Source organism: Arthrobacter sp. SO5 (assembly GCF_020532805.1).
Taxonomy (GTDB): Bacteria; Actinomycetota; Actinomycetes; order Actinomycetales; family Micrococcaceae; genus Arthrobacter.
Map to the genome: position 1 here is coordinate 108349 of NZ_MQTQ01000074.1, position 24583 is coordinate 132931.

General features: G+C 67.8%; 20 protein-coding genes. 1 reads left to right on the plus strand and 19 read right to left on the minus strand.

All coding sequences use genetic code 11. The features are described from left to right. The coding region (locus BJG92_RS14040) for a hypothetical protein (protein WP_232084610.1) at nt 1–665 on the minus strand (665 nt) is incomplete at its 3' end. Nucleotides 666–875: 210 nt separating this feature from the next. Here BJG92_RS14040 and BJG92_RS14045 point away from each other — a divergent pair. Next, entirely contained in the window at nt 876–1334 is a 459-nt protein-coding gene (locus tag BJG92_RS14045) for a flavin reductase family protein (RefSeq protein ID WP_232084641.1), read from the plus strand. Nucleotides 1335–1433: 99 nt separating this feature from the next. Here the strand turns inward: BJG92_RS14045 and dnaE are convergent, their stop codons facing one another. The 18 genes from dnaE to BJG92_RS14135 all read right to left on the minus strand — a co-directional run bounded on the left by dnaE (nt 1434) and on the right by BJG92_RS14135 (nt 24566). Further along, on the minus strand, nt 1434–4991 hold the full coding sequence (dnaE, locus tag BJG92_RS14050; RefSeq protein WP_232084611.1) for a DNA polymerase III subunit alpha: 3558 nt from the start codon (nt 4989–4991) through the stop codon (nt 1434–1436). Nucleotides 4992–5053: 62 nt separating this feature from the next. Further along, complete coding sequence (locus BJG92_RS14055; protein ID WP_269462002.1) at nt 5054–6055, minus strand: RluA family pseudouridine synthase; 1002 nt, start codon at nt 6053–6055, stop codon at nt 5054–5056. Continuing rightward, entirely contained in the window at nt 6048–6668 is a 621-nt protein-coding gene (gene lspA / locus BJG92_RS14060) for a signal peptidase II (protein WP_232084612.1), read from the minus strand. Before lspA ends, BJG92_RS14055 begins: the two co-directional genes overlap by 8 nt. A 139-nt stretch (nt 6669–6807) precedes the next feature. Continuing rightward, nucleotides 6808–7497 (minus strand): DivIVA domain-containing protein, encoded by a 690-nt coding sequence (locus BJG92_RS14065; protein ID WP_232084613.1) that lies wholly within the window; start codon nt 7495–7497, stop codon nt 6808–6810. Between the two features lie 148 nt (nt 7498–7645). Next, nucleotides 7646–7954 carry a YggT family protein gene (locus BJG92_RS14070; protein ID WP_232084614.1) on the minus strand — a complete coding sequence of 103 codons (309 nt, stop codon included), beginning with the start codon at nt 7952–7954 and terminating at the stop codon, nt 7646–7648. Between the two features lie 136 nt (nt 7955–8090). Continuing rightward, nucleotides 8091–8621, minus strand: coding sequence for a cell division protein SepF (locus BJG92_RS14075; RefSeq protein WP_232084615.1), 531 nt, complete (start codon nt 8619–8621; stop codon nt 8091–8093). A gap of 88 nt (nt 8622–8709) precedes the next feature. After that, on the minus strand, nt 8710–9471 hold the full coding sequence (locus tag BJG92_RS14080) for a YggS family pyridoxal phosphate-dependent enzyme (protein WP_232084616.1): 762 nt from the start codon (nt 9469–9471) through the stop codon (nt 8710–8712). Beyond that, nucleotides 9464–10201, minus strand: a complete 738-nt coding sequence (locus tag BJG92_RS14085; RefSeq protein WP_232084617.1) for a polyphenol oxidase family protein — start codon at nt 10199–10201, stop codon at nt 9464–9466. The genes BJG92_RS14080 and BJG92_RS14085 overlap by 8 nt, the downstream gene beginning before the upstream one ends. Nucleotides 10202–10317: 116 nt before the next feature. Then, on the minus strand, nt 10318–11535 hold the full coding sequence (ftsZ, locus tag BJG92_RS14090; protein WP_232084618.1) for a cell division protein FtsZ: 1218 nt from the start codon (nt 11533–11535) through the stop codon (nt 10318–10320). 210 nt (nt 11536–11745) lie between these two features. Next, nucleotides 11746–12651, minus strand: coding sequence for a cell division protein FtsQ/DivIB (locus tag BJG92_RS14095; RefSeq protein WP_232084619.1), 906 nt, complete (start codon nt 12649–12651; stop codon nt 11746–11748). Then, a complete protein-coding gene (gene murC / locus BJG92_RS14100) occupies nt 12644–14077 on the minus strand; it encodes a UDP-N-acetylmuramate--L-alanine ligase (protein ID WP_232084620.1) in 1434 nt (477 codons plus the stop codon). Before murC ends, BJG92_RS14095 begins: the two co-directional genes overlap by 8 nt. 4 nt (nt 14078–14081) lie before the next feature. Beyond that, on the minus strand, nt 14082–15254 hold the full coding sequence (locus tag BJG92_RS14105; protein ID WP_232084621.1) for a glycosyltransferase: 1173 nt from the start codon (nt 15252–15254) through the stop codon (nt 14082–14084). A gap of 6 nt (nt 15255–15260) precedes the next feature. Further along, entirely contained in the window at nt 15261–16754 is a 1494-nt protein-coding gene (gene ftsW, locus BJG92_RS14110) for a putative lipid II flippase FtsW (protein WP_232084622.1), read from the minus strand. Between the two features lie 2 nt (nt 16755–16756). Next, nucleotides 16757–18358, minus strand: a complete 1602-nt coding sequence (gene murD, locus BJG92_RS14115) for a UDP-N-acetylmuramoyl-L-alanine--D-glutamate ligase (RefSeq protein WP_374199802.1) — start codon at nt 18356–18358, stop codon at nt 16757–16759. Continuing rightward, on the minus strand, nt 18340–19449 hold the full coding sequence (gene mraY, locus BJG92_RS14120; RefSeq protein WP_232084624.1) for a phospho-N-acetylmuramoyl-pentapeptide-transferase: 1110 nt from the start codon (nt 19447–19449) through the stop codon (nt 18340–18342). The genes murD and mraY overlap by 19 nt, the downstream gene beginning before the upstream one ends. Then, nucleotides 19446–21008: a UDP-N-acetylmuramoyl-tripeptide--D-alanyl-D-alanine ligase gene (gene murF, locus BJG92_RS14125; RefSeq protein WP_232084625.1), complete on the minus strand. Its 1563-nt coding sequence runs from the start codon at nt 21006–21008 to the stop codon at nt 19446–19448. Before murF ends, mraY begins: the two co-directional genes overlap by 4 nt. Before the next feature lie 6 nt (nt 21009–21014). Further along, the gene (locus BJG92_RS14130) at nt 21015–22661 is read right to left on the minus strand and encodes a UDP-N-acetylmuramoyl-L-alanyl-D-glutamate--2,6-diaminopimelate ligase (protein ID WP_232084626.1); all 1647 of its coding nucleotides are present in this window, start codon (nt 22659–22661) and stop codon (nt 21015–21017) included. 102 nt (nt 22662–22763) lie between these two features. Then, complete coding sequence (locus tag BJG92_RS14135) at nt 22764–24566, minus strand: penicillin-binding protein 2 (RefSeq protein ID WP_232084627.1); 1803 nt, start codon at nt 24564–24566, stop codon at nt 22764–22766. Nucleotides 24567–24583 lie beyond the last annotated feature (17 nt).

Below are 24583 nucleotides of genomic sequence, written 5' to 3' on the forward strand. Positions count from 1 at the left end.
TACGCCGGCGGGAAATCCGGCCCGGCAACCGTTGGGGCGTCAGCCGTGTGTGGCGCCGCGAAAACGGCGGCCAGGAAGATGGCCAGTGCGACGGCGGCCGGCCAGATTGCCAGCACCGCGTAGGACCGCAGCGAAAAAGCGATGCTGGCGTTGGCCGACGTGTCCCCCGCCGTTCCCGACCAGGCGCCGCAGAGCACTCCGGTCCGCCAGGCAATCACGGCGCCCGCAGCTCCGGCAAGCACGGCCAGCACAACATCACGGCCCGACGGCTCCGCGTGCCGGGTACCGGCCGAAAGCACGCCGGCGATGCAACCTGCCAGCAGGAACAGCCCGGCCAGCACCAGGTCGCGCGGCAGCCACGCGTCCGTGTTGCTGCCGCTCTGCAGGGCGGCGTTCCCGGACAGCAGATTCAGGCCGGACGGCGCGAGAACCCACCACAGAAAGCCCACCGGCACTCCCGCGGCGGCAATCACCGCGGCCTTGCGCCACGGCGCCCCGCGGCGGATCCGCTTCGCTGCAGGGCGGCCGGGAGCGGCATCCGGCCCGGTGACCTGCCCGGTGACCTGGTCCTGCCGGTCGTGCGGCTCCTGCGGCTCCTGCTGTACCTGCGGTTCCTCTGGCTCCTGCGGCCGGGGGTTCGGGGCGTGCACTGGGGGCTGTGTCATGCAACAAACCTTAACAGGCCCCTTAACAAGGTTTGGGCCGGCCGGGCACGTGACACCGCGCACCGCCGGTGGACGGTTCGCGGGAGAGAAGTAACGCAGCCCGTCCGTGCGCAATACGCTGGCAGGGTGGGAAGATCACCAGTACGTACAGCAGGGAGTTTGATCGCAGTGGCAGCAGGAGACGGAACGTTCGAGGGAACGTTCAAAGAAATGTTCCGCCGGCACGCCGCCGGGGTGGCCATCATCACAGTGAACTACGACGGCGTGCCGTTCGGTTTCACGGCGACGTCGGTGGCCTCGCTCTCGGCCAAGCCGCCGCGGTTCACCTTCAACATGGCCCGCACCTCCAGGTCCTGGCCGGCCGTAGCCAACACCACGTTCATCGGAGTGCACATGCTCGGACGGGAGAACCAGGAGCTGGCCAGCCGATTCGCCACGGGCGGCAACCGCTTCGACGGTGACCACTGGGAGCCTGGACCCCACGGGGTGCCGATCCTGAAGGACGTCGCGGGCTGGCTCATCGGCAAGGTCCAGATGCGGCTCTCGTTTGAGAACAATGCCGTGGTGGTGGTCGAGGTGGTGGACGGCGCGGTCGGCGGCGACGGCGCTCCCCTGCTGTACCACTCGGGCGGGTACGGCCAGTCCGTCCCGCTCGACTACGAAATCTAGCCTGGCGACCGGCCGTTTCGACGGTTCCGCGCCGGCTAGACGTTCGCTGACGTCGAGTGGGCAGGGAACCGTCGAAACGGCGCGTGTTGGCGCCGGCGCCTAGCTATCCAGGCACGTCGGGCCCAGCAGCACCTTGAGGTCCCCGAACAGCGACGGGCTCGGGTTGACGCGCAAGTGCACGGGCAGCCCCATGACCTCGACCCTCGAGTCGCCCTGCAGGTGGAGGCGGACCTCGGACTTGCCACGGTGCGTCCTGAGGACATCCCCGAGTTCAGTCACCACCGCTTCGGTTGCCTTGTGGGTCTGCATCGTGATGACGAGGGGCCCGTTCAGGCCCTCGCTGAGGTCCGGGACGGAGAGTTCCATGCAGTTCAGGGCGACGGCGCCGTCGTCGCGCCGCTGCAGCCGTCCCTTGACGACGACGATCAGGTCCTCGGCCAGCACGGAGGCGATGGGGCCGTAGACCTGGCCGAAGAACATGACCTCGACGGAGCCGCCCAGGTCCTCGATTTCCGCGCGGGCGTAGGCGTTGCCGCTCGCTTTGGCAATCCGCCGGCTCAGGGACGTGATCATGCCCGCGATGGTGACGATGGCGCCGTCGTGCGGGCCGTCCTCGGCGATGAGAGAGGTGATGGACTGGTCGGCGTGCTGGCTGAGGAGCCCCTCGAGCCCCTGCAGGGGGTGGTCCGAGACGTACAGGCCGAGCATGTCCCGTTCGAACGAGAGCTTGTCCTTCTTTTCCCACTCGGGCAGGTCGGGGATCTCGATGCTGAGGGATGCCTCGGATTCCGCCTCGTCGAACCCGGCGAAGAGGTCGAACTGTCCGATCGCCTCGTTGCGCTTGAGCGTGATGACCGAGTCGATCGCTTCCTCATGGATCATGGCCAGGGCCCGCCGGTGGTGGTTCAGGGAGTCGAAGGCACCGGCCTTGATCAGGGACTCGATGGTGCGCTTGTTGCAGACAACCGCCGGCACCTTCATGAGGTAGTCCTTGAAGGACGTGTAGGCGCCTTCCTTTTCCCGGGCCGCCACCATGGCTTCCACGGCGTTGACGCCGACGTTGCGGATGGCTCCCATGCCGAAGCGGATATCCGTGCCGACCGGGGTGAAGTTCAGCGCTGACTCGTTGACATCCGGCGGAAGCACCGTGATGCCCATACGCCGGCATTCGTTGAGGTAGATTGCCGACTTGTCCTTGTCATCGCCCACCGAGGTGAGCAGGGCCGCCATGTACTCCGGCGCATAGTGGGCCTTGAGGTAGGCGGTCCAGTAGGAGATCACGCCGTACGCGGCCGAGTGGGCCTTGTTGAACGCGTAGTCGGAGAACGGCAGCAGGATGTCCCAGAGGGTCTTGACCGCGGCCATCGAGTAGCCGTTGTCCTGCATGCCCTGGGAGAAGCCAGCGAACTGCTTGTCCAGCTCGGATTTCTTTTTCTTGCCCATGGCGCGGCGCAGGATGTCGGCCTGGCCCAGGGTGTAGCCGGCGAGCTTCTGCGCCACCGCCATGACCTGCTCCTGGTACACGATCAGCCCGTAGGTCCCGCCGAGGATCTCGGAAAGCGGCTCCGCCAGCTCCGGGTGGATCGGAATGACGTCCTGGATCCCGTTCTTGCGCAGCGCGTAATCGGTGTGCGCATTGGCGCCCATGGGACCGGGCCGGTAGAGGGCCAACACGGCGGAAATGTCTTCGAAATTGTCAGGCTTCATGAGCTTGAGCAGGGACCGCATGGGGCCGCCGTCGAGCTGGAACACGCCCAGCGTGTCACCGCGGGCCAGCAGCTCGTAGGACGCCGCGTCGTCGAGGGCCAGGGAGTCGAGGTCCAGGTCCACGCCGCGGTTCATCGTGATGTTTTCCAGGGCATCGGAAATGATCGTCAGGTTCCGCAGGCCCAGGAAGTCCATCTTGATCAGGCCGAGGCCCTCGGACGTCGGGTAGTCAAACTGCGTGATGACCTGCCCGTCCTGGAAGCGCCGCATGACCGGGATGACGTCGATGATGGGGTCCGAGGACATGATGACGCCGGCCGCGTGGACGCCCCACTGGCGCTTCAGGCCCTCGATGCCGAGCGCCGTTTCGAACACCTTCGCGGCTTCCGGATCTGTGGCGATCAGCTGCCGGAAGTCCCCGGCCTCGCTGTAGCGCTTGGAGTCCTTGTTCTGGATATCCGCCAGCGGGATGTCTTTGGCCATGACGGCCGGCGGCAGCGCTTTGGTGAGCTGCTCGCCCATGCTGAACGGGTACCCCAGCACGCGCGAGGAGTCCTTGAGGGCCTGCTTGGTTTTGATGGTGCCGTAGGTGACGATCATCGCGACACGTTCGTCGCCGTATTTGCGCGTGACGTAGTCGATCACTTCGGAGCGGCGCCGGTCATCGAAGTCGACGTCGAAGTCGGGCATGGAAACACGGTCCGGGTTCAGGAAGCGCTCGAAGATCAGGCCGTGGTGGAGCGGGTCGAGGTCGGTGATGCGCATGGCATAGGCCACCATCGACCCGGCGCCCGAGCCGCGCCCGGGACCCACCCGGATGCCGTTGTTCTTGGCCCAGTTGATGAAGTCGGCCACCACCAGGAAGTAGCCCGGGAAACCCATGGAATTGATGACGCCGAGTTCGTAGTCGGCCTGGGTGCGGACCTTGTCCGGGATGCCCTGGGGATACCGGTAGCGGAGCCCCTTGTCCACTTCCTTGACCAGCCAGGACGTTTCGTCCTCGCCCTCCGGGCAGGGGAACCGGGGCATGTAGTTGGCGCCGGTGTTGAAGGACACTTCGCACCGCTCGGCGATCATGAGCGTGTTGTCGCAGGCTTCCGGGTGGTCCCGGAACAGCTCCCGCATCTCCTGCGGCGACTTCAGGTAGTAGCCGCTGCCGGAGAAGGCGAAGCGCGAGCCGCCGTTGTCGTACGTCGGCTCCAGGAGGGTGGATCCGGACTGGATGGCCAGCAGGGCCTCGTGCGCCTTAGCGTCGTGCTCGTGGGTGTAGTGGAGGTCGTTGGTGGCCACCAGCGGCAGGTTCAGGTCCTTGGCGAGGCGCAGGAGGTCCCCGGTGACGCGCCGCTCGATGTCCAGGCCGTGGTCCATGAGTTCGCAGAAGTAGTTCTCGGCCCCGAAGATGTCGCGGAACTCCGCGGCCGCCTCGACGGCTTCGCGGTACTGGCCGAGCCGGAGCCGCGTCTGGACCTCACCGGACGGGCAGCCGGTGGTGGCGATCAGGCCTTCGGAGTAGGTATTCAGCAGTTCCCGGTCCAGCCGGGGCCATTTGCCGAAGACCGAGTCCAAGGAGGCTAGCGAGGAGGCGCGGAACAGGTTCCGCATGCCCACGTTGTTGTAGCTGAGCAGCGTCATGTGGGTGTACGCGCCACCGCCGGAGATGTCGTCCTTGCGCTGGTTCTCCTCGCCCCAGCGGATGCGCGTCTTGTCCGTGCGCGCTGTCCCGGGGGTGACGTACGCTTCGACGCCGATGATCGGTTTGATGCCCTGGTCCGTGGCCCGCTTCCAGAAATCGAAGGCGCCGAACAGGTAGCCGTGGTCCGTCGTGGCGAGCGCCGGCATGCCCAGCCGCTCGGTTTCGTCGAACAGCTCCCCGAGCCGGGCGGCGCCGTCCAGCATCGAGTACTCGGTGTGGTTGTGGAGATGGACAAACGAGTCGTTGCTGGAAGTCACCGAATCATTCTAGTGCCGGGCACCGGTGTCCGCCGCCAGGCTCCACCGCCAGGCGCCCCGGATCAGGCCTGGCCGGACTCCAGGACTTCCAGTGCGTAGGACAGGTCCTGCGGGTATTCGCTGGTGACGGTGACCCGTTCGCCGGTGCGGGGATGGTCGAAGGACAGCTGGCGGGCGTGCAGCCACTGCCGGGTGAGCCCCAGGGTGGCGGCGAGCCGCGGGTCCGCGCCGTAGGTCAGGTCACCGGCGCAGGGGTGGCGGAGCGCGGCAAAGTGCACGCGGATCTGGTGGGTACGGCCCGTTTCGAGGTGGACCTCCACGAGGGAGGCCTTCCCGAAGGCTTCCATCACTTCGTAATGGGTGATGGAGTCCCGGCCGTCCTCGATCACGGCGAAGCGCCAGTCATGGCCGGGGTGCCGGCCGATCGGGGCGTCGATGGTGCCGGCCAGCGGGTCCGGGAGCCCCTGCACGACGGCGTGGTAGACCTTGTCCACGGTTCGCTCCTTGAAGGCGCGCTTCAGGGCGGTGTACGCCTCTTCGGTCTTGGCGACCACCATGACGCCGGAGGTCCCGACGTCGAGCCGGTGCACGATCCCCGCGCGTTCCGGCGAGCCGGACGTGGAGATGCGGTAGCCGGCGCCCGCGAGGGCGCCGACGACGGTGGGTCCCACCCAGCCCGGAGAAGGGTGCGCCGCAACCCCCACGGGCTTGTCGATGACGACGAACTCGTCATCGTCCAGCAGGATCAACAGGTCTTCCACTACTTCCTCCACGACTTCCAGGGGGTCCCGCCGTTCGGGAACGACGACCTCGAGGACGGCGCCGGGGCTGAGCTTGAGGGATTTTCCGACGGCTTTGCCGGCGCTCGTGACGTTGCCTCCGGCGATGAGCACGGCAGCCTGGGAGCGGGAGATATCCATCAGCAGGGCCAGTCCGGCGTCCACCCGGGTACCGGCCAGGTCCTCCGGCACCACGATGCGCCGGGGCGCACCGGATTCCTCGGCGAGGTCCGCCAGGTCCCCGGCCTCGTCGTCGCTCAGGTTCTTCGGCGCGTGCTCAGACATCGCGTTCGGCTGCTTCCTTGGTGTGGTGTGAGCCGTCGAGGGAAATGCCCTTGAGGGTCAGCAGGCAGATGATCACGACCGAAGAAACGACGGCGGAGTCTGCGATGTTGAAAATCGCGAAATTGGGGAGCTGGATGAAGTCCACCACGTGGCCCATCGCGAACGACGGCTCACGAAACAGCCTGTCCGTGAGGTTGCCGAGCGCGCCGCCCAGCAGCAGCCCGAGCGCCAGCGCCCACCAGATCGAACCCAGTTTGCGCAGCTGCAGCAGGATCGCCACGGACACGCCCACCATGACGATGGTGAACACCCAGGTGATGTTTTCGCCGATCGAGAACGCGGCCCCGGAGTTGCGGATGTAGTACCAGTGCAGCAGCGGGGGCAGCACAGGAATCCGCTCGCCCTCGGTCATGGTGTTGGTGACCCACAGTTTGGTGAGCTGGTCGAAGGCGTAGGCGAAGACGGCAAGGCCGGCGAAAACGCCCAGCAGCAGGGCCCGCCGCGGCCTGGGCCGCGTGCCGGCTGCGGGCGCCGTGACCCCGGCAGGCTGCGCGGCCGCTCCGGGCTGCCGGTCAGCGGGGTGTGTGGCGTCTGGTGTTGGTGCGTCAGTCATAGGGCTTTCGTTGGGGAGCCAGTGCGGGACTGGGAGCTTGCTGCCTGGGCACAAGGACAACGGGAGTTGGAGGTTAATGCCAAAAGCCGGCGGCCGAGGAATCCTCAGCCACCGGCTTCCAGAATACTTGGCTTTTTGCCTAGCTGGCTTCGCCGACCTCGGGGGCAGCAACTGAACCGCGGGCGTCCAGATCGCGCAGCTGGCCTTCGATGTACGCCTTCAGGCGTGAGCGGTAGTCGCGCTCGAAGCCGCGCAGCTGCTCCACCTTGCGTTCCAGGACGGAGCGCTGCTGCTCGAGGGCACCGAGGATCTTGCGGGACTTTTCCTGCGCATCGTTGACGAGGCCGCTGGCCTCGATCTGTGCTTCAGCGATGATCTTGTCCCGGTGCTGCTCGCCGTCGGCGATGTGCTTGTCGTGCATCTGCTGCGCCATGGCCAGCAGGCCTGCAGCGGACTCGGAAGCCGGGGTGGAACCGGAGGTGCGGGCCGCTGCCGGAGCCGCTGCCGCGACGGGAGCCTGCTCGGCTTCCTTCTTCTTGGCAAGTTCAGCAGCCTTGGCCTCGGCTTCAGCCTTGGCACGGTCTTCCTTCTCGGCCTTGACGGGCGCCGGAACCTTCTCCACCACGGGGGCCGCGGTGGCGGAACTGGCAGGCGTGCCGGCGCCGGATTCGGCGAGCTTCTTGCGCAGCTCGTCGTTCTCCTGGTTCAGGCGTCGCAGTTCGACGACGATTTCGTCCAGGAAGTCATCAACTTCATCCTGGTCGTAGCCTTCGCGGAACTTGGTCGGCTGAAAGCGCTTGTTGACAACGTCTTCTGGCGTCAAAGCCATCTGGTCACCTCGTTGGTCTAGTTAGTCAGTAGGCCTTCCGGCCGTCAAAACTACGGTACCTAAATATGGTCTGGTTCCTCTAATTCAACACCGCGGTGTCAAACCGGAGATTCAATCTGTGGGGCTGCGGACCCGGTCCGACGCCGGCCTAGGCCGAGATCGGCTGTGCGTATACAAGGGACTTCGCAACTGCCATGGCGATCGTGACGGCCACGAAGAGCAGCAGGAAACCCAGGTCCAGCGAGATTCCGCCAAGACGCAGCGGCGGGATGAGCCGGCGAAGCAGTTTCAGCGGCCTGTCTGTGACCGAATACACAGCGTGCGCCGCTACTAGGGCCACGCCGCGCGGCCGCCAGCTCCGTGCAAACATCTGGACCCAGTCAAAGACCAGCCTGATGATGAGGGCAACAAAGAAAAGCAGCAGGGCGATATAGACAAGTCCGAAAACAATTCCCATGAGCTAACTCATATCTCCATGTTCATTCCGCTACCGAAGTGTCCTTCGGATGGTTACGCCTCTATTTGAGCACGGATCATTCAGCATGGATGCCAGGCAGGTGTCCCCGTCTGGCATCCATGGGCAAAAACCTCGGTCAGCTCTGGTTGAAGAAGCTCGCCTGCGTCTCGCTGATTTTCTTGTCGTCGCCGATGACTTCTACATACGACGGCGAGAGCAGGAACACCTTGTTGGTGACGCGTTCGATGCTCCCGCGCAGGCCGAAGACCAGCCCGGCGGAGAAGTCGACGAGCCGCTTGGCGTCGCCCTCACCCATGTCGGTGACGTTCATGATGACGGGGATCCCGTCACGGAAACTTTCACCGATGAGCTTGGCATCGTTGTAGGAACGCGGGTGGATCGTGGTGATCTGCCGGAGTCCGGTGTGCTCTTCGCGGCTTGATGCCGCTCGCTTGATGGGTGTCACAGGTGCGCGATATTCCTCTTCAGCGGCGTAGGGCGCTTCCCCTGGGGCCTCGCGGACGGGTGCCGGTGCACGGCGTTCCTCGCGGTCGTGCTCCATGGAATCGTCCTCATCCTTATGCGATGTGTGGTGCTCGGACTCGTAGTGTTCATCGCCATCGGCGAGCCCAAGATAGATCATTGTCTTGCGCAGAGCGCCGGCCATGGTCGACTCCTAATCGTGTCCTTAAGCGGGCCACTCAAGCGACCTGACAGCCTTGGAATCCCCGCCATTACCTTCCAATACGTTGAACCTACCCCAACGCAGGACGCGGACCGAGAATATCGGAGCCAATGCGAAGGTGTGTCGCCCCGAAGCGGATCGCCGTTTCCAGGTCCTGGCTCATGCCGGCGGAGATGCCGGTGGCGTCCGGATGGTCCGCGGTCAGCCCTGCGGAGACCTCCGCAAGTTTCCCGAACGCCACGACGGGATCGGCGCCGAGCGGGGCCACCGCCATGACGCCCGCCAGCCGGAGCCCTTCGGACTCCGCGAGCAGTCCGGCCAGCGCGGGGACGTCGGCTGGCCGGGCGCCGCCGCGGTGACCGTCGGCGTCGTCGTCGAGGCTGACCTGGATGAAGCACTCCAGCGGTGCACGTCCGGTGCGTTCATGTTCGGCCACCATCGCTTTGGCCAGGGCGCTGGCCAGCTGGAGCCGGTCCACGGAGTGCACCGCGTGGGCGTACTTGACGACGGACTTGGCCTTGTTACTTTGGAGCTGGCCGATGAAGTGCCAGCGGAGCTCCAGCCCGCGGAGCGCGGCCGCCTTTTCCGCGGCTTCCTGGTCCCGGTTCTCCCCGACGTCGGTAATGCCCAGGGACGCGAGCCGGCGGACGTCCTGGGCAGGATGGAACTTGGTGACGACAATCAGCTGCGGCCGGTTCCCCGGCCGGCCGGCGGCAGCCACGGCACCGTCAACGCGGAGCCGGACGGCGGCCAGGCGCTCCCGGAGCTCGTCGAGGCGGGGATCAGGTCCCGGACCTGCTCCGGACGCCCGGCCCGCTTCAGCCTCATTCATGGCTGCCCGCCTGGCTCCCGGCCCAGACGAGGCCCGCGAACCGTCCGGTGCGGTTGTTGCGGCGGTAGGAGAACAGGTTCCCGTCCTCCAGCGTGCAGCCGCCGGAGTATTCGATTCCGACCCCGTCGGCCCGCAGCTGGCTGCGGACTCCGGCCGGCAGGTCCAGCCCCGGCGTACCCCGCGAGGTGATGGCCCAGGTAGCCGGGACGGCCGCGGCGACGTCGGCACGCATCCGCTCCGGGACCTCGTAGCAGCTCCCGCAGATGGACGGGCCGATCCACGCGCTGAGCCGTTCGGCTCCGAGCACACGCATCCGTGCCACGGCCGCCGGCACAACGCCGGAGGCGACGCCGGGCCGGCCGGCATGCACCGCGGCCAGGACCGGGAATCCCCCGGGATTCCCGTCCCCCGGCTCCCCCACGAGGACAATCGGGACGCAGTCGGCCACCATGACGGCGAGCGGCTCACCGCGGGACACCAGGGCGTCCGCCGTCGGGGCCCCGGCTCCCGCCGCCACGGGTCCGGTGCCGACGGTGGCAACGTCGTTGCCGTGGACCTGGTTCATGTACTGGAAACGCCGGGAGCCGAGGCCCGCTGCCTGTTCGAGCTCGCCGCGGCGGTGCAGGACCTCCGCCGGATCGTCGCCCACATGCAGCGCCAGGTTGCCGGCTGCGGCGTCGGTAAAGGCAACCCAGACGCCGGAACGGACTTCGGCCCGCCACGAGAACACTCAGAACACCGCCCAATTCTTTTGCAACTGCTTGTTTCAGAACTGCGATCCTAACAAAAAACACCATGGCACCGCCGGGCGGCGGTGCCATGGTGTTCGCGGATCTACGCCGGGAGCTACTTCAGGAAGTCAGGGACATCCAGGTCGTCCGAGTGGCGGCCGGACAAATCCGGCTCCACGACGGAGGGCAGCTCAGCGTCGAAGCCGGAGTCCGCCGGGACGGCGGAGGGACGCTGCTGGCCCCAGCCGCCGTAGCCGGACGCACCGACCGTGGCGTGCAGCGGCTGGACGTGCGGCGCCTGCGCCGGGGCCGGGACTGCGGCCGTGGCTGCCGGACGCTGCGGCGCCGCCTGCGGGAGGGACTGGTCCATGGACGGCGAGGTGGCCTTGACGTCGTCGAAGCCGGCAGCGATGACCGTGACGCGGGCCTCGTCACCGAGGGCGTCGTCAATGACGGCACCGAAGATGATGTTGGCCTCGGGGTGGGCGACTTCCTGGACCAGGCGTGCCGCCTCGTTGATCTCGAACAGGCCGAGGTCCGAGCCGCCCTGGATGGACAGCAGGACGCCGTGGGCGCCGTCGATCGATGCCTCCAGCAGCGGTGAGGCAATGGCAAGTTCGGCAGCCTTGACGGCGCGGTCTTCGCCCCGTGCGGAGCCGATGCCCATCAGCGCGGACCCTGCGCCCTGCATGACCGACTTGACGTCGGCGAAGTCGAGGTTGATCAGGCCCGGGGTGGTGATCAGGTCGGTGATGCCCTGGACACCGGACAGCAGGACCTGGTCGGCGGAACGGAACGCGTCAAGGACGGAGACGTTGCGGTCGCTGATGGAGAGCAGACGGTCATTGGGGATGACGATCAGCGTGTCGACTTCATCGCGGAGGGCGTCGATGCCGGCCTCGGCGGAACCGGCGCGGCGGCGGCCTTCGAAGGTGAAGGGGCGGGTCACGACGCCGATGGTCAGCGCGCCGAGCGAGCGGGCGATGCGGGCGACGACGGGCGCGCCACCGGTACCGGTGCCGCCGCCTTCGCCGGCGGTGACGAAGACCATGTCCGCGCCGCGGATGACCTCCTCGATTTCCTCGGCGTGGTCCTCGGCAGCCTGCCTGCCCACCTCCGGGTTCGCACCGGCTCCCAGGCCGCGCGTCAGCTCACGCCCGATGTCGAGTTTGACGTCAGCATCGCTCATCAACAATGCCTGCGCATCGGTGTTGACTGCGATGAATTCGACGCCGCGAAGACCGACCTCGATCATGCGGTTGACTGCGTTCACGCCACCGCCGCCGATGCCGACGACCTTGATGACGGCCAAGTAATTCTGCGGAGCTGCCACGTTACGTGTCCCTTGTTCGTGTTCTGTTGCTTCTATTGCGAAAACTGATGGAGTCGGGCTTGAAGCTTTGAACCCTAACCTTCGAGTTGAAGGTTATAGTTATGTCAAGTAACTCATGACTGTGACGCTATTTCCTATGCTGAGGACATTCAATAACCGCGGCCGCGTGTCGCAGGAATACCGGTGAAATAGCCTCGGATTGTGGTGCTGCTATCGGGTGACCGGGTGCCGCGGCACGCTGACGTCGTACACCCGGACCGGGTTCTTCGGGTCGGCGGGGGCCTTCAGGAGGGCTGCGAGGACCTTCGCCTTGAGCTCCTTCTCCCCCGCGTTCCCCCAGACGATCATCTGGCCGTCAACGAGTTTAAGTTCGACGGCGTCGGCCGACTTTGCCGAGGCATCCGAAAGTCTGGCGAGCACGTCGGCCGGCAGCGCGCCGAGAACCGCTGTGATGGCCTGGAACAGGTCCTTGGACAGCGCGCCGTCCCCGCCGTTGATCACCGGCAGCGGGACCGAGGCGGCGTCAGCGGTGGTACCGAGCTGAACGCCGTCGACGTCGACCAGCCCGAATCCGGCGCCCTGTTTGACCAGTGCCACGGGAACGCGTTCCGTGACGTGGATCTGTAACACCGAAGGCGGCCGGGCCTGCGTGCTGACGTCCTTGACCTGGACCAGGGGCTGCAGGAGCGCGGCGACGTCCTCCTCGCTGATCTGCGGCAGCGGTTTTCCCTGCAACGGGGCGAGGGCCGCCTGGACCTGGTCTGCGGTCAGCATCTTCGTGCCCTCGACCGATATGGTCCGAAGTGCCAGCACGGGTGAATAGACGGCCGCGGCCACGATCCCGGCGACCAGCGCCGCGAGGACGCCGATAGTACCCAGGAGGATCCGCTTGCGCCGCTTGGCCTTGGGCTCGGGGAAGGACAGCACATTGCCGCGCTCCCGGGCCGGGATGCTGGCGCCGGAATCGGCCTTGGAGGCCGAGATGACCTCCGGCCGCTGGCCGGTGGACCGGCCCGCTCCTGGGCCTGCTCCTGGGTCTGCTCCTGAGCCTGCGTCTGCGGGCGTGGCGCCGCGCCGGGGGCCCGCCTTGTAGCTGGGGCGGCGTGTACTAGGCATCGGGAACACTCTCAACCGGCGCACTGGCGTTGAGTGCCTCGACGATCACCGGGCCGTAGGCCGTGACGTCGCCGGCTCCGACCGTCAGTACGACGTCCCCCGGGCCGGCAGCGGCCAGAACGGCTGCTACGGCCTCCTGGTCCGCTCCGACCAGCCTGCCGCCGGCGCCCAGGTGGGCTGCGATCAGTTGGCTGCTGACACCCGGGATCGGGTCCTCCCGGGCCGGATAGATGTCCAGGACCAGCGCAGTGTCGGCGGCATTGAGCGCCGTCGCAAATTCGCGGGCGAACTCACGGGTCCGGGAGAACAGGTGCGGCTGGAAGAGCACGTGCACCTTGTGGCCGCCGGCGACGGAGCGTGCGGCCGACAGGGCGGCCCGCACCTCGGTGGGGTGATGGGCGTAGTCGTCGTAGACGCGCACGCCGCGGCCCTGACCCTTGAATTCGAAGCGCCGGGAGGCGCCCGAGAAGTGCGCCAGGGCAGCTGCCGCGGCTTCGGGGTCGACGCCGAGTTCGAGGGCGACGGCGAACGCTGCAGCGGCGTTGAGCGCGTTGTGCCGGCCGGGAACGTGAAGGTCCAGGGCGAAGCGTCCCGCAGGGGTGGTGATCGAGACGTCGCCGGGGCCACCGTCGTGCAGCGTGAGCTGCGCGTCCCCTGCGGTCCCGTAGAGGACCACGCGGGTGTTTCCCCGCTCGAGGGTGCGCCGCGCCAAGGCCCGGGCGCCGTCGTCGTCGGCACAGGCAACAAGGACACCGCCGGCCGGCAGCAGTTCGGTGAAGCGGTCGAAGGATTCGTAGACGGCTTCGGCGGTGCCGTAGTAGTCCAGGTGGTCCGGTTCGACGTTGGTCACGACGGCGATCTGCGGCCGGTAGTTCAGGAATGAGCCGTCGGACTCGTCGGCCTCCGCCACGAAGACCGGTGTGCTGCCGCTGGCGGCGTTGACGCCCAGCGCCGGAACGTTGGCCCCGATCGCGAAGGAGGGATCCAGGCCGGCGCCCTGCAGGAGCACGGTGATCATCGACGTCGTGGTGGACTTGCCGTGGGTGCCGGCGACGGTCACCACTGTGTCCTCCGCCATGGTTGCTGCCAGGGCTTCGGAGCGGTGCAGCACGGGCAGGCCGGCGGCTCGCGCGGCGGCCAGTTCGGGGTTGTCCTGCCGGATCGCTGAGCCGGCGACCACGGTCTGCGCGTCGCGCAGGTTGGCGGCGTCATAGCCTACGCAGATCCGGGCGCCGGCGGCGGCAAGGTCGGCCATGACGGGCAGGTCTTTGGCGTCGGAGCCGCTGACCGGCACGCCGCGCGCCACCATAATGCGGGCGACGGCGGACATACCGACGCCGCCGATGCCGATGAAATGCACCCTGCCGAGGGATGCCTGCGTACGGGCAGCCTTCGGGGCGGAGTGCTGGTTTTCGGGCTGGGTCATGGCGTTAGCGCTTCCTGCCGTGCTGTTTCACGGACTTTGCCTTCGGGGAGGCGGCCTTTGGGGAGGCGGACCTGTCGTGATCTGCAGCTTCGAGGACGAGCTCCGCCATGCGCCGGTCCGCGTTGCGGATACCCAGCTGGCGGGAGCTGGCCGACATCCGGGCGAGCCTGTCCGGGTCTTGTACCAGCGCGATGATGTGGTCCCTGACCCAGCCGGGGGTAAACGCCGTGTCCGCCACGATCAGCGCCCCTCCGGCCGCTACCAGGCCGGCTGCGTTGAGCGCCTGCTCGCCGTTGCCGACCGGCAGCGGGACGAAGACCGCGGGGACACCGACGGCGGCGACCTCGCACACGGTTGCGGCGCCGGACCGGGCCAGCAGCAGGTCCGCGGCAGCGTAGACGGTTTCCATGCCGTCCACGTACTCCACCTGCCGGTAGCCGGGGGCGGCGAGGGGGGCCCCGTCGGCGTCGTGGACAGCCTTGCCGCGGCCGGTGATGTGCAGGATCTGGATGCCTGCCCCGGCGAGGGCCCCGACGGAGGCTGTAAGGGTGCGGTTGATGCTCTGCGCGCCCGAGGAGCCGCCGGTGACAATCAGGGTGGGCCTCTCAGGGTCCAGTCCGAGCGCCGTGCGGGCCGCGGCCCGGGCCGCCGACCGGTCCAGTCCGGAGATCCCGGGGCGCATCGGCATGCCCACGTGCCGGGCCCCGGCGAGCCTGGTCCCGGCGAAGGCCACGGCGACCTGCCCGCCCAGCAGCGCTCCCACGCGGTTCGCCAGCCCGGGACGGGCGTTGGCTTCATGGATCACGATCGGGATCTTCCGCCGCCAGGCGGCGAGGTACATCGGTGTGCACACATAGCCTCCGACGCCGACCAGGACGTCGGCCTCGGCCTCGTCGAGGATGGCCCCGGCCTGCCTTACCGCCCCGGCCAGCCGGCCGGGGAGCCGCAGCAGGTCCAGTGATGGCCTGCGCGGGAACGGAACCCGGCTGATGGTGGCGAGGTCCAGGCCGGCGGCCGGAACCAGGCGGGCTTCCATGCCTGCCGGTGTGCCGACCGCGAGGAGCCGCGCGTCGGGGCGGGCATCCCGGACCGCGCTGGCGATGGCCAGGAGCGGGCTGATGTGCCCGGCTGTTCCGCCGCCGGCTAGGACGACTGACAAAGACGGTTCGGTGTGCATGGTGGCCTATTTACGCTTTCGTGCGGGATTCTTGGGGGACGGGATCTTGGCGGACGGGACCCTGGCAGCTGAAGGTTTGGCCGCAGCGGCCGGGGACTTCGGGTTGGCCGCGGCGGCCGCGGACTTCGGGTACGCCGGGGACTTCGGGGGTGTGGTGCTGCCGAACTTCTTCCGGAGGGTCTTGGCCAGCGCGGCCGGACCGAACCGGAACATCCGCTGGGGCTGGATACCGGGCGCCATCTGCGCCCGGGCCAGTGACAAGACTACGCCGATGGCGCACAGCGACATGAGCAGCGCGGAGCCGCCGTAGGAGATGAACGGCAGCGGGATCCCCACGACGGGGGCCAGGCCGGTGACGACGGCCATGTTGACGGTGGCCTGGCCGAGCAGCCAGACCATGATGGTGCCGGCGAGGACTCGGTGGAACATGTCCTTTTGCGCCACCACCACGCGGTAGATGGCGGTGCCGAGGATGCCGAACAGCACCAGCACCACGAGGGTGCCGACGAGCCCGAGTTCCTCGCCGATGATGGCAAAGATGAAGTCGTTGTGGGCTTCCGGAATCCAGCTGTACTTCTGCCGGCTCTGGCCCAGCCCCACCCCGAACCAGCCGCCCGAGGCGAGCCCGTAAATACCGTTGGTGGACTGGTAGTTCACATCCGAGCCGTCGGCGCAGGTCTGGCCGGTCCAAGAGAGGATGCGGCACACCCGGTTGGGGCTGGTAATGGCGAGGACGGCCGTGGCGGCACCGAGCACCAGCCCGGCAATGCCGAACACATACAGCCGGACGCCCGCGAAGAAGAGTGCCGCGGCCGTGATCATCATGACGATCATGGCAGTGCCGAGGTCGTTGCCGGCAAGAATGAGGCCGATCACCAGCACGGCGACCGGTGCCACCGGGACCAGGGCGTGCTTTGACTGGCTGAGCAGCTTCGACTTGGCCCCGAGCACCGTGGCCATCCAGAGTGCGAGGGCCAGCTTGGCAGCTTCGGAGGGCTGGAACGTGAAGGGCCCGACGTCGATCCAGTTCTGGTTGCCGAGGGCACTGCGCCCCACGAGGAGCACCAGCACGAGCAGGACCAGGGCGAGGGCGATGGCGAGCCAGGCGAAGCGCTTAAGCCAGACGACATTGACCCGGGAGAGCAGGAACATGCCGAAAACCCCGATCGCCGCGAACATGCCTTGCTTGAGCGCCGCCGAATACGGCGATTCTCCGGCGGCGATGGCTTCCACGCTCGATGCCGAGAGCACCATCATGATGCCGATGGCGGTCAGGGCAAGGGTGGAGCCAAGGATCAGGTAGTAGGTGGATCCGTTGCGGGACTTCCCGGTCCCCTCCAGGCCGGACCAGAATCCCCGGTACCAGCCGCGGACCTTGCCGGCGGCGTACTGCGGACCTGCCGGCGGCCGTGGAACTTGGGCAGTGCCGGATACCGTCCCGGCCCCTGCTCTTCCTGCGGCCGGCTTGGCCGCCGGGGGGCGTGTGGGCGCGCTGACCATTGTTACTCCTCGCTGGTCTGGGCCTGCCCTTCCACGAGCTCCCGGACGGCTGCAATGAAGGCGTCGCCGCGGTGAGCGTAGGAAGAGAACTGGTCCATGGATGCTGCCGCCGGGGCCAGGAGCACGGTGTCCCCGGGGGCGGCCAGTTGCGCTGCCGACGCAACGGCCCGGGCCATCACAGTCTCGCTGAAAATCGGCGAGGGGCCTGATGCGGCTTGGGCCGTTCCGGCAGTCTGCGCCTCTTCAGTTTCACCCTTGGCCTGGCCAATCACGGGGACATCCGGTGCGTGTCGCTGGAGAGCGGACAGAAGGGCGCTCGAGTCCGCACCGATAAGCACAACGGCCTTGAGCCGGCGCACGTTCGCCTGGACCAGGGCGTCGTAGTTGACACCCTTGGAGAGCCCGCCGGCGATCCACACGACGTCTTCGAACGCGGACAAAGACGCGGCGGCGGCATGCGGGTTGGTCGCCTTGGAGTCATTGATCCAGAGGACGTCGTTGTGGCGGGCGACAAGCTGGATGCGGTGCTCCCCCGGCAGGAATTTCAACAGGCCCGCGCGGACGGCGGACGGCTCAACGCCGTAGGCCCGGACCAGGGCCGACGCGGCCAGGGCGTTGGCCACCATGTGGCGCGGCGCCACCGGTCCGAGGTCGGCAATGGAGGCCAGCTCGACGGCGCTGTTCTTGCGTTCGGCGATAAAGGCACGGTCCACCAGGAGGCCCTCGACCACGCCGAGCATGCTGACGGCGGGCGTGAGCGTGGTGAAGCCCACGGCACGGCAGCCGTCGACGACGTCGGCTTCTTCCACCATGCGTTCGGTTTCGATCTGTTCGGCGTTGTAGATGCACGCCTTCTGCGTGTTCGCGTACACCTTGGCCTTGTCGGCCAGGTAGGAGGCGTAGGAACCGTGCCAGTCGACGTGGTCTTCGGCGACGTTGAGGCACACGCTTGCCACCGGCGAGACGGAGTCGCTCCAGTGCAACTGGAAGCTTGAGAGCTCAACGGCGAAGACGTCGTAGTCCACCGGGTCGCGCAGCGCGTCCAGGATGGGCGTGCCGACGTTGCCGACCGCAATGGCCTTCAGCCCGGCCGCCTGCAGCATGGATTCGGTCAGCCCGACGGTCGTCGTCTTGCCGTTCGTGCCGGTGACGGTGAGCCAGTCGGCGGTCTTGCGGCCCTTGCGTTCACGGACCCGCCAGGCAAGTTCGACGTCGCCCCAGACCGGGATGTGCGCCCGTGCCGCGGCGGCGAGCAGGGCCTGGTCCGGTCGCCAGCCCGGGGAGGTGACGATCAGCTCGGGCTTCTGGCCCTCGACCGTGGGGACGGCTTCCACCGCGTCCTCGCCGAGCAGCACGTCGACTGCCCCGACGATCCGCAGCGTGTCCGCCTGGGCCTGCGCCTTCGCGCCGGTCGCGGCGTCCACCACCACCACCCGGGCGCCAAGTTCAATGAGGGTGTCCGCGGCCGCGAACCCGGAGACGCCGATGCCCGTGACCACGACGCGCAGCCCGGCCCAGTCGGAATCCCAGGTGCAGAGGTCCTTGAGCCGCGGTGAGGTGGTGAGCGGTGCGGGTACCGGTCCGGTCACAGCAGCACCACCCATTCGGCGTAGAAGATGCCCAGGCCGGCGGCGACGAACAGCCCGCACAGGATCCAGAACCGGACGACGACGGTCACTTCCGCCCAGCCTTTGAGTTCAAAGTGGTGCTGGAGCGGAGCCATCTTGAAGAAGCGCTTGCCTTTGGTGAGTTTGAAGTACCCGACCTGGATGATGACCGAAAGGGTGATCAGGACGAAGAGGCCGCCGATGAAGGCCAGCAGCAGTTCCGTCCGGGAAAGTAGGGCGAAGCCGGCGACGGCGCCGCCGATGGCCAGCGATCCGGTGTCGCCCATGAAGATCTTCGCTGGCGAGGTGTTCCACCAGAGGAAGCCGACCAGCGCGGCACTGAGAATGGCCGCGAGCAGGGCCAGGTCCAGCGGATCGCGGACGCTGTAGCAGCCGCTGCCGGTCTGGCGGGGGGAACCGCAGGCCTGGTTGCTCTGCCAGATGCCCATGAGGGTGTACGCGCCGAAGACCATGATTGCCGCGCCGGCGGCGAGGCCGTCGAGGCCGTCCGTGAGGTTCACGCCGTTGGTGGCCGCCGTAATGATGAAGTTGGACCACAGCACGAAGAGGATGGCGCCCAGAAGGGTGCCCGCGAATGCGAGGTTGAGCCACGGGATGTCGCGGACCAGGGAGATCTGGTAGGACGCGGGGGTGAGCCCGTTCTCGTTCGGGAACTGCAGCGCCAGGACGGCAAAGATGATGCCCACGGCGGCCTGCAGGATCAGCTTGGCCTTGGCGTCGAGGCCGAGGCTGCGCTGCTTGGAGATTTTGATGAAGTCATCCAGGAACCCGACCAGCCCCATGCCGACCATGAGGAACAGGAGCAGCAGGGCCGAGGCCGACGGCCCCGGGGACCCCGGGTTCATGAGCCACATGATGAGGTGGGTGAGTCCGTAGCTGGCCAGGACGGCCAGCACGACGACGGTGCCGCCCATCGTGGGAGTGCCGCGCTTGGTGTGGTGCGATGTGGGTCCGTCGTCCCGGATGAACTGCCCGTAGCTTTTCCGGACCAGGAAACGGATGAACAGCGGGGTGCCCACGAGGGCAAAGAGCAAGGCCAGGCCGGAGCCCATCAGCAGTGCAATCACAGCGGCGCACTCCCTTCAGTGGCGGTTCCGGCAGTTGTATCGGGGATTTTTGCGGCGTGGCCGGCCGGGGTTCCCGGGGCTTGTGGGGGTAATGCTATCCGATCGCCCAGATGCCGCAGCCCGATGCTGTTGGAGGATTTGAACAGGACCAGATCGCCGGGCTCGAGTTCAGCCTGCAGCAGTTCGTAGGCCTCCTCCGGGGTCTCGGCGAAGACGCATTCGTTGCCCCAGGAGCCTTCGTTGACGGCGGAGACGTACAGGGACCGTGCCTCGCGGCCGACCACCACCAGGCGGGAGATGTTGAGCCGGACCACCTGGGTACCGACGGCCATGTGTTCGCGGATGGAGTCCGGCCCCAGTTCGAGCATGGCCCCGAGCACGGCCCACGTCCGGCGTCCCTGGCCCAGGTCGGCGAGCGTCCGCAGGGCGGCCCGCATGGACTCCGGGTTCGCGTTGTAGGCGTCGTTGATGATGGTGACGCCGTCGGCGCGTTCGGTGCGTTCCATCCGCCAGCGGCTCGCCGCGGACTGGGCGCTGAGCGAGGCGGCGATCCGGGCGGCGGGGATGCCGGCGGCGGACGCGGCGGCCGCCGCTGCCAGCAGGTTGGCGACGTGGTGCTCGCCGATCAGCCGGGACGCAACGTGGTGCGGACCCGTGCCGGCCGGGGAGTTGCCGCCCGGCAGGAGGAGCTCGAATTCGGGGCTGCCTCCGGCGTTCAGTGCGACGCCGTCCGCGCGGACCGCGGCCGGCTGGCCTGTGCGGGCCGGCCGGGCCGAGAACCCCAGCACCGTTGCCCGGGTGCGCTCCCCCATTGCTGCGACGCGTGCATCGTCAAGGTTGAGAATGGCGGTGCCGCCGGCGGGCAGGGCCTCGACGAGTTCACCCTTGGCCACGGCGATGTTGTCCACGCCGCCGAATTCTCCCGCGTGCGCGGTCCCCACGCAGAGGACGACGCCGATGTCGGGCCGGACCATCTCCGTGAGGTAGCGGATGTGGCCGATGCCCGTGGCCCCCATCTCAATGACGAGGTAGCGCGTGTCGAAGCCGGCCCGGAAGACGGTCAGCGGGACGCCGACCTCGCCGTTGTAGGAGCCCTGCGGCGCGATCGTGGCACCTTGGGAGCCGGCAGCGCTGTCGTCGTCGCCGCCTGCCAGGATCCCGGCCAGCAGGTCCTTGGTGGTGGTCTTTCCGGCGGATCCGGTGATGCCGATGACGGTCAGTTGCGCGCCCTCGGCCTGCCGGCGGGCGCGGATCCGGCGCACGGCTTCGGCTGCGAGGGCGCCCATGGCCAGGACCGAGTCCTGGACGACGACGGCGGGGTAGTTCTTCCCGGCGGCGTCGGCGACGTCATGTTCCACGAGCGCCAGGACGGCGCCGCGGTCAAAGGCGGCGCCGACGAAGTCGTGGCCGTCGGCAGCCTCCCCCGGCTTCGCCACGTAGAGGGAACCTGCTGTGGCTTCACGGGAGTCGGTCACCACAGAGCCGGGCGTGATGTCCGGTTCCGCGGCCAGCCGGCCGTTGGTAATCTCGGCGATTTCCGCCGCTGTAAGTGCAATCATCTCGGTTTAGGACTCTATCCTCTGGTCTTCGAGAACGGTGAATCCCCGTGCTGTCAAGGCGGAGCGCAGTTCCACCCTGTCGTCCAGGGCGAGGTTGACGCCCTTGACTTCCTGCCATATTTCGTGGCCCCGGCCGGCCACGAGGATGGTGTCCCGCGGGCCGGCAAGCTCCGCCGCCTTCCGGATAGCGGCGTCGCGAGGGAAGACTTCCAGGACGGTGCAGTCCAGCCGTTCGCGCTCCCGCGCCTCGATGGCCCCGGCCAGAACGCCTGCGCGGATCGCGGCGGCGTCCTCGTCGTGCGGGTCGTCGTCGCTAATGATGACGGTGTCCGCGAGCCGGGCGGCGATGGCTCCCATGGCGGGCCGTTTGCCCTGGTCACGCTGCCCGGTGGCACCGAAGACCACGATCACCTTCGAGCCGGGCTCCGGTGACCGGACCGCCTCGAGGGCGCGGGCCAGGGCGTCGGGGTTGTGCGCGAAGTCGACCACCGCGGCAGGGGCCGTGGCGACAAGCTGCATCCGGCCGGGGACGGCGACGGTGAAAGGGTCGTGGCTTTCCAGTGCGGTCTGGACGGCGGCCGCTTCGTGGCCGCCGGCGAGCACCATGGCGGTGGCGAGGGCGGCGTTGGCCACGTTGAAGCTGCCGGGTAGCCCGGTGTGGACGCGCAGCTCGGTGCCGTCGCGGTGCCGGAGCGTGAAGTCGGTTCCCAGCCCCCGCGGGGCCGGCCCGGTCACGGTCCAGTCAGCCGCGGCAGCCGCGCCGGCGGACGACGTTGCCAGGGTGGTGACCGGGATGCCGGCGGCGGCCGCAAGCTTCACGCCCCATTCGTCATCTACGGTCACGACGGCGGTGCGCGCGCGCCCGGGGGTGAAAAGCTGTGCCTTGGTCTGGAAGTACTCCTCCATGGTCCCGTGCAGGTCCAGGTGGTCCTGCGTGAGGTTGGTGAAGCCGGCGACGTCGAAGGTGACTCCGTCCACGCGGTGGAAGGAGAGCGCGTGGGAGGAAACCTCCATCGACGCCGCATCGAGGCCGCGTTCGCGCATCAGCGCGAGCAGCGCATGCACGTCGGTGGATTCCGGGGTGGTGAGCAGGCTCGGGATCGGCTCGCCGCCGGCCAGGATCTCGATGGTCCCGATCAGTCCGGTCTTCTTGCCGAGGGCCTGGAGGAGCGCGTTGACGAAGTAGGTGGTGGTGGTCTTGCCGTTGGTGCCCGTAACGCCGAACAGGGCCGGTGCGGGTGCGTCCGCTGGCCTGCTCTGGTAGATCAGGGCGGACAACGGACCCACGAGGCTGCGGGGTTCCCGGGCCAGCAGCACCGGAACGGAAATGTCGTTTGAGAGCGCGAGCAGGCGCGCGCCGGCGTCGTCCGTCAGCACCGCGGCGGCGCCGGCGTCTACGGCCTGGGGCACGAAGTCCGCCCCGTGCCGGGCAGCACCGGGCAGCGCGACGTACAGGTCCCCCGGCTGCACTGCCCGGGAGTTCAGCGAGATCCCGGTGACCGCGAGCGAACCGGCCGCCCCGGGAACGAGGACGCCGACCGCCTGGCCGATGGCGGCCAACGGCACTGCGGCGACGGCTGTGGGCCGGAACGCCGGGGCGGAGGCCTGGCCGGGCTGCGCGGGGGACGCGCCGGGGGCATTGAGCTCTGACAAGTGGATCTCCGTTGGTGGTGCGGGTTGGACCGTGCGCTGCGCACGGAATTGCTCGGGCCCGCAGGCTGTGGTGCTTGCTTCAGGCGCCGGTGCTGGGTGCTGCTACTTGGCGTACTGCGCGAGCCTGGCGGGCTCACCGGTCGAGGGCTGGACGTTGAAGGTCCGCAGCGTCTGGCTCATGACCGAACGGAAGGTCGGACCGTTCGAGATGCCGTAGATATCGCCCTTGGGCCGTTGCAGGACCACTTCAACAATAAACCGCGGATCGTCCATCGGCGCCATCCCCACCATGGAGGCGGTGAAGCCGCAGAACCCGGACTTCCCGTCATCGCAGGGTGACTGGGACGTGCCGGTCTTGGCGCCGACCCGGTAGCCGTCCACCCCTGCTTCCTTGATCCGCCCTTCCGTCACGGCGCTCTCAAGGATGTCGCGGACCTGCCGGGCGGTCTCTTTCGAGACGATCTGCCGCGGCGGCTCGGCCGGCACTTTTTCCTCAGTGCCTTCCGGGGTGATGTAGCTATCGATCAGGCGTGGCTGGAGCATCACGCCGTCGTTGGCGATGCTCTGGAAGGCCCGGACCGTCTGCAGGGTGGACTGGGACACACCCTGGCCGAACAGCACGGTGTATTCCTGCCGTCCGTCCCACTGGTCAGCGGGAGTCAGGATGCCTGTGGCCTCGGCGGGCAGCCCGATCCTGGGGGCTTCGCCGATGCCGAACTTCGCCAGCCAGTCATGGCGCTGGTCTTTGCTGAGCCGCTGCCCGGCCATGACGGTTCCGGTGTTCATGGACCACCCGAGGATGCCGGCCAGCGTCCGGTCCTCGGTACCGTGGGTGAAGGAATCGCTGAAGGTCTGCCCGTCGACGGTGTACGACGGCGGGATGGTGAACTTCTCCAGCGGACTGGCCTTGCCTTCCTCGATCAGTGCCGCGGCCGTGATCATCTTCTCCACCGAACCGGGCTCGTAGGCGGCGGTGACGGCGCGGACGCCGCGGTCCTTGGCCTCGGCCTTGCCCGGGTCGTTGGGATCCGGGGCGTTGGTGTCCGCCATCGCGATGATGTTGCCCGTCTTGATATCGGAGACGACGATGACGCCCCACTCGGCGCTGAGTTTGTCCCGCTGGCTCTGGATCGCCTGCTGGGCGAAGTATTGAAGGTCCGAGTTGAGGGTGAGCTTGATGTCCTTGCCGTTCACGGCAGGGGTCAACTGATCCACGCCCACCGGGATGCGCAGGCCGTCGGCTCCGATTTCGAACAGCCGCTTGCCCGCCGTACCCTTCAGGACCTCATCCTGGGTCTGTTCCAGGCCGGCCTGGCCGCTCTCGCCGTCCTTGAGGAAACCGACGATCCCGCCGGCAACAGAGCCGTTGGGGTAGACGCGCTTGCTGGTGCCTTCGGTGACGATCCCGGGGATCTGCAGTTTGGAGATGCGGTCCTCGACGTCGGGCTTTACGTCCTTGGCCACGATGTAGTAGCGCTGTGTGCCCGTGAGTGCGGTCTTGACGTCGTCCCGGCCCATGCCCAGCAGCGCGGCGAGCTCGGAGATCCCCTGGTCCCGGGAGACCTTGACGAGAGCATCCTTGCCGTCCACTGTTTCGAGGCGGCGGAAGGTCTCGGTCTTGGTATTGACCGTCTGGTCAACGACGACGTTGTAGCGGATCACGCTGCTGGCGAGGACGGTGCCGTTGGCGTCCAGGATGCTGCCGCGTTCGGCGGGCAGCGCCACCGGTGTCAGGCGGTTTTTGAGGGCCGCTTCGGCCATCCCGCCGACGTCGAGGCCCTGGACCAGGAAAAGCTTTCCGCCGACGACGAGCAGGAGCGTCAGCATGAGGCCAAGGCCCAGCCGGAGCCGCCGTGTCGCGCTGGGCGCCTTGGGCTTGCGTGCCTTGCCGGTGTTCTGCGCCACGGGGTTTCCTTGCTGCT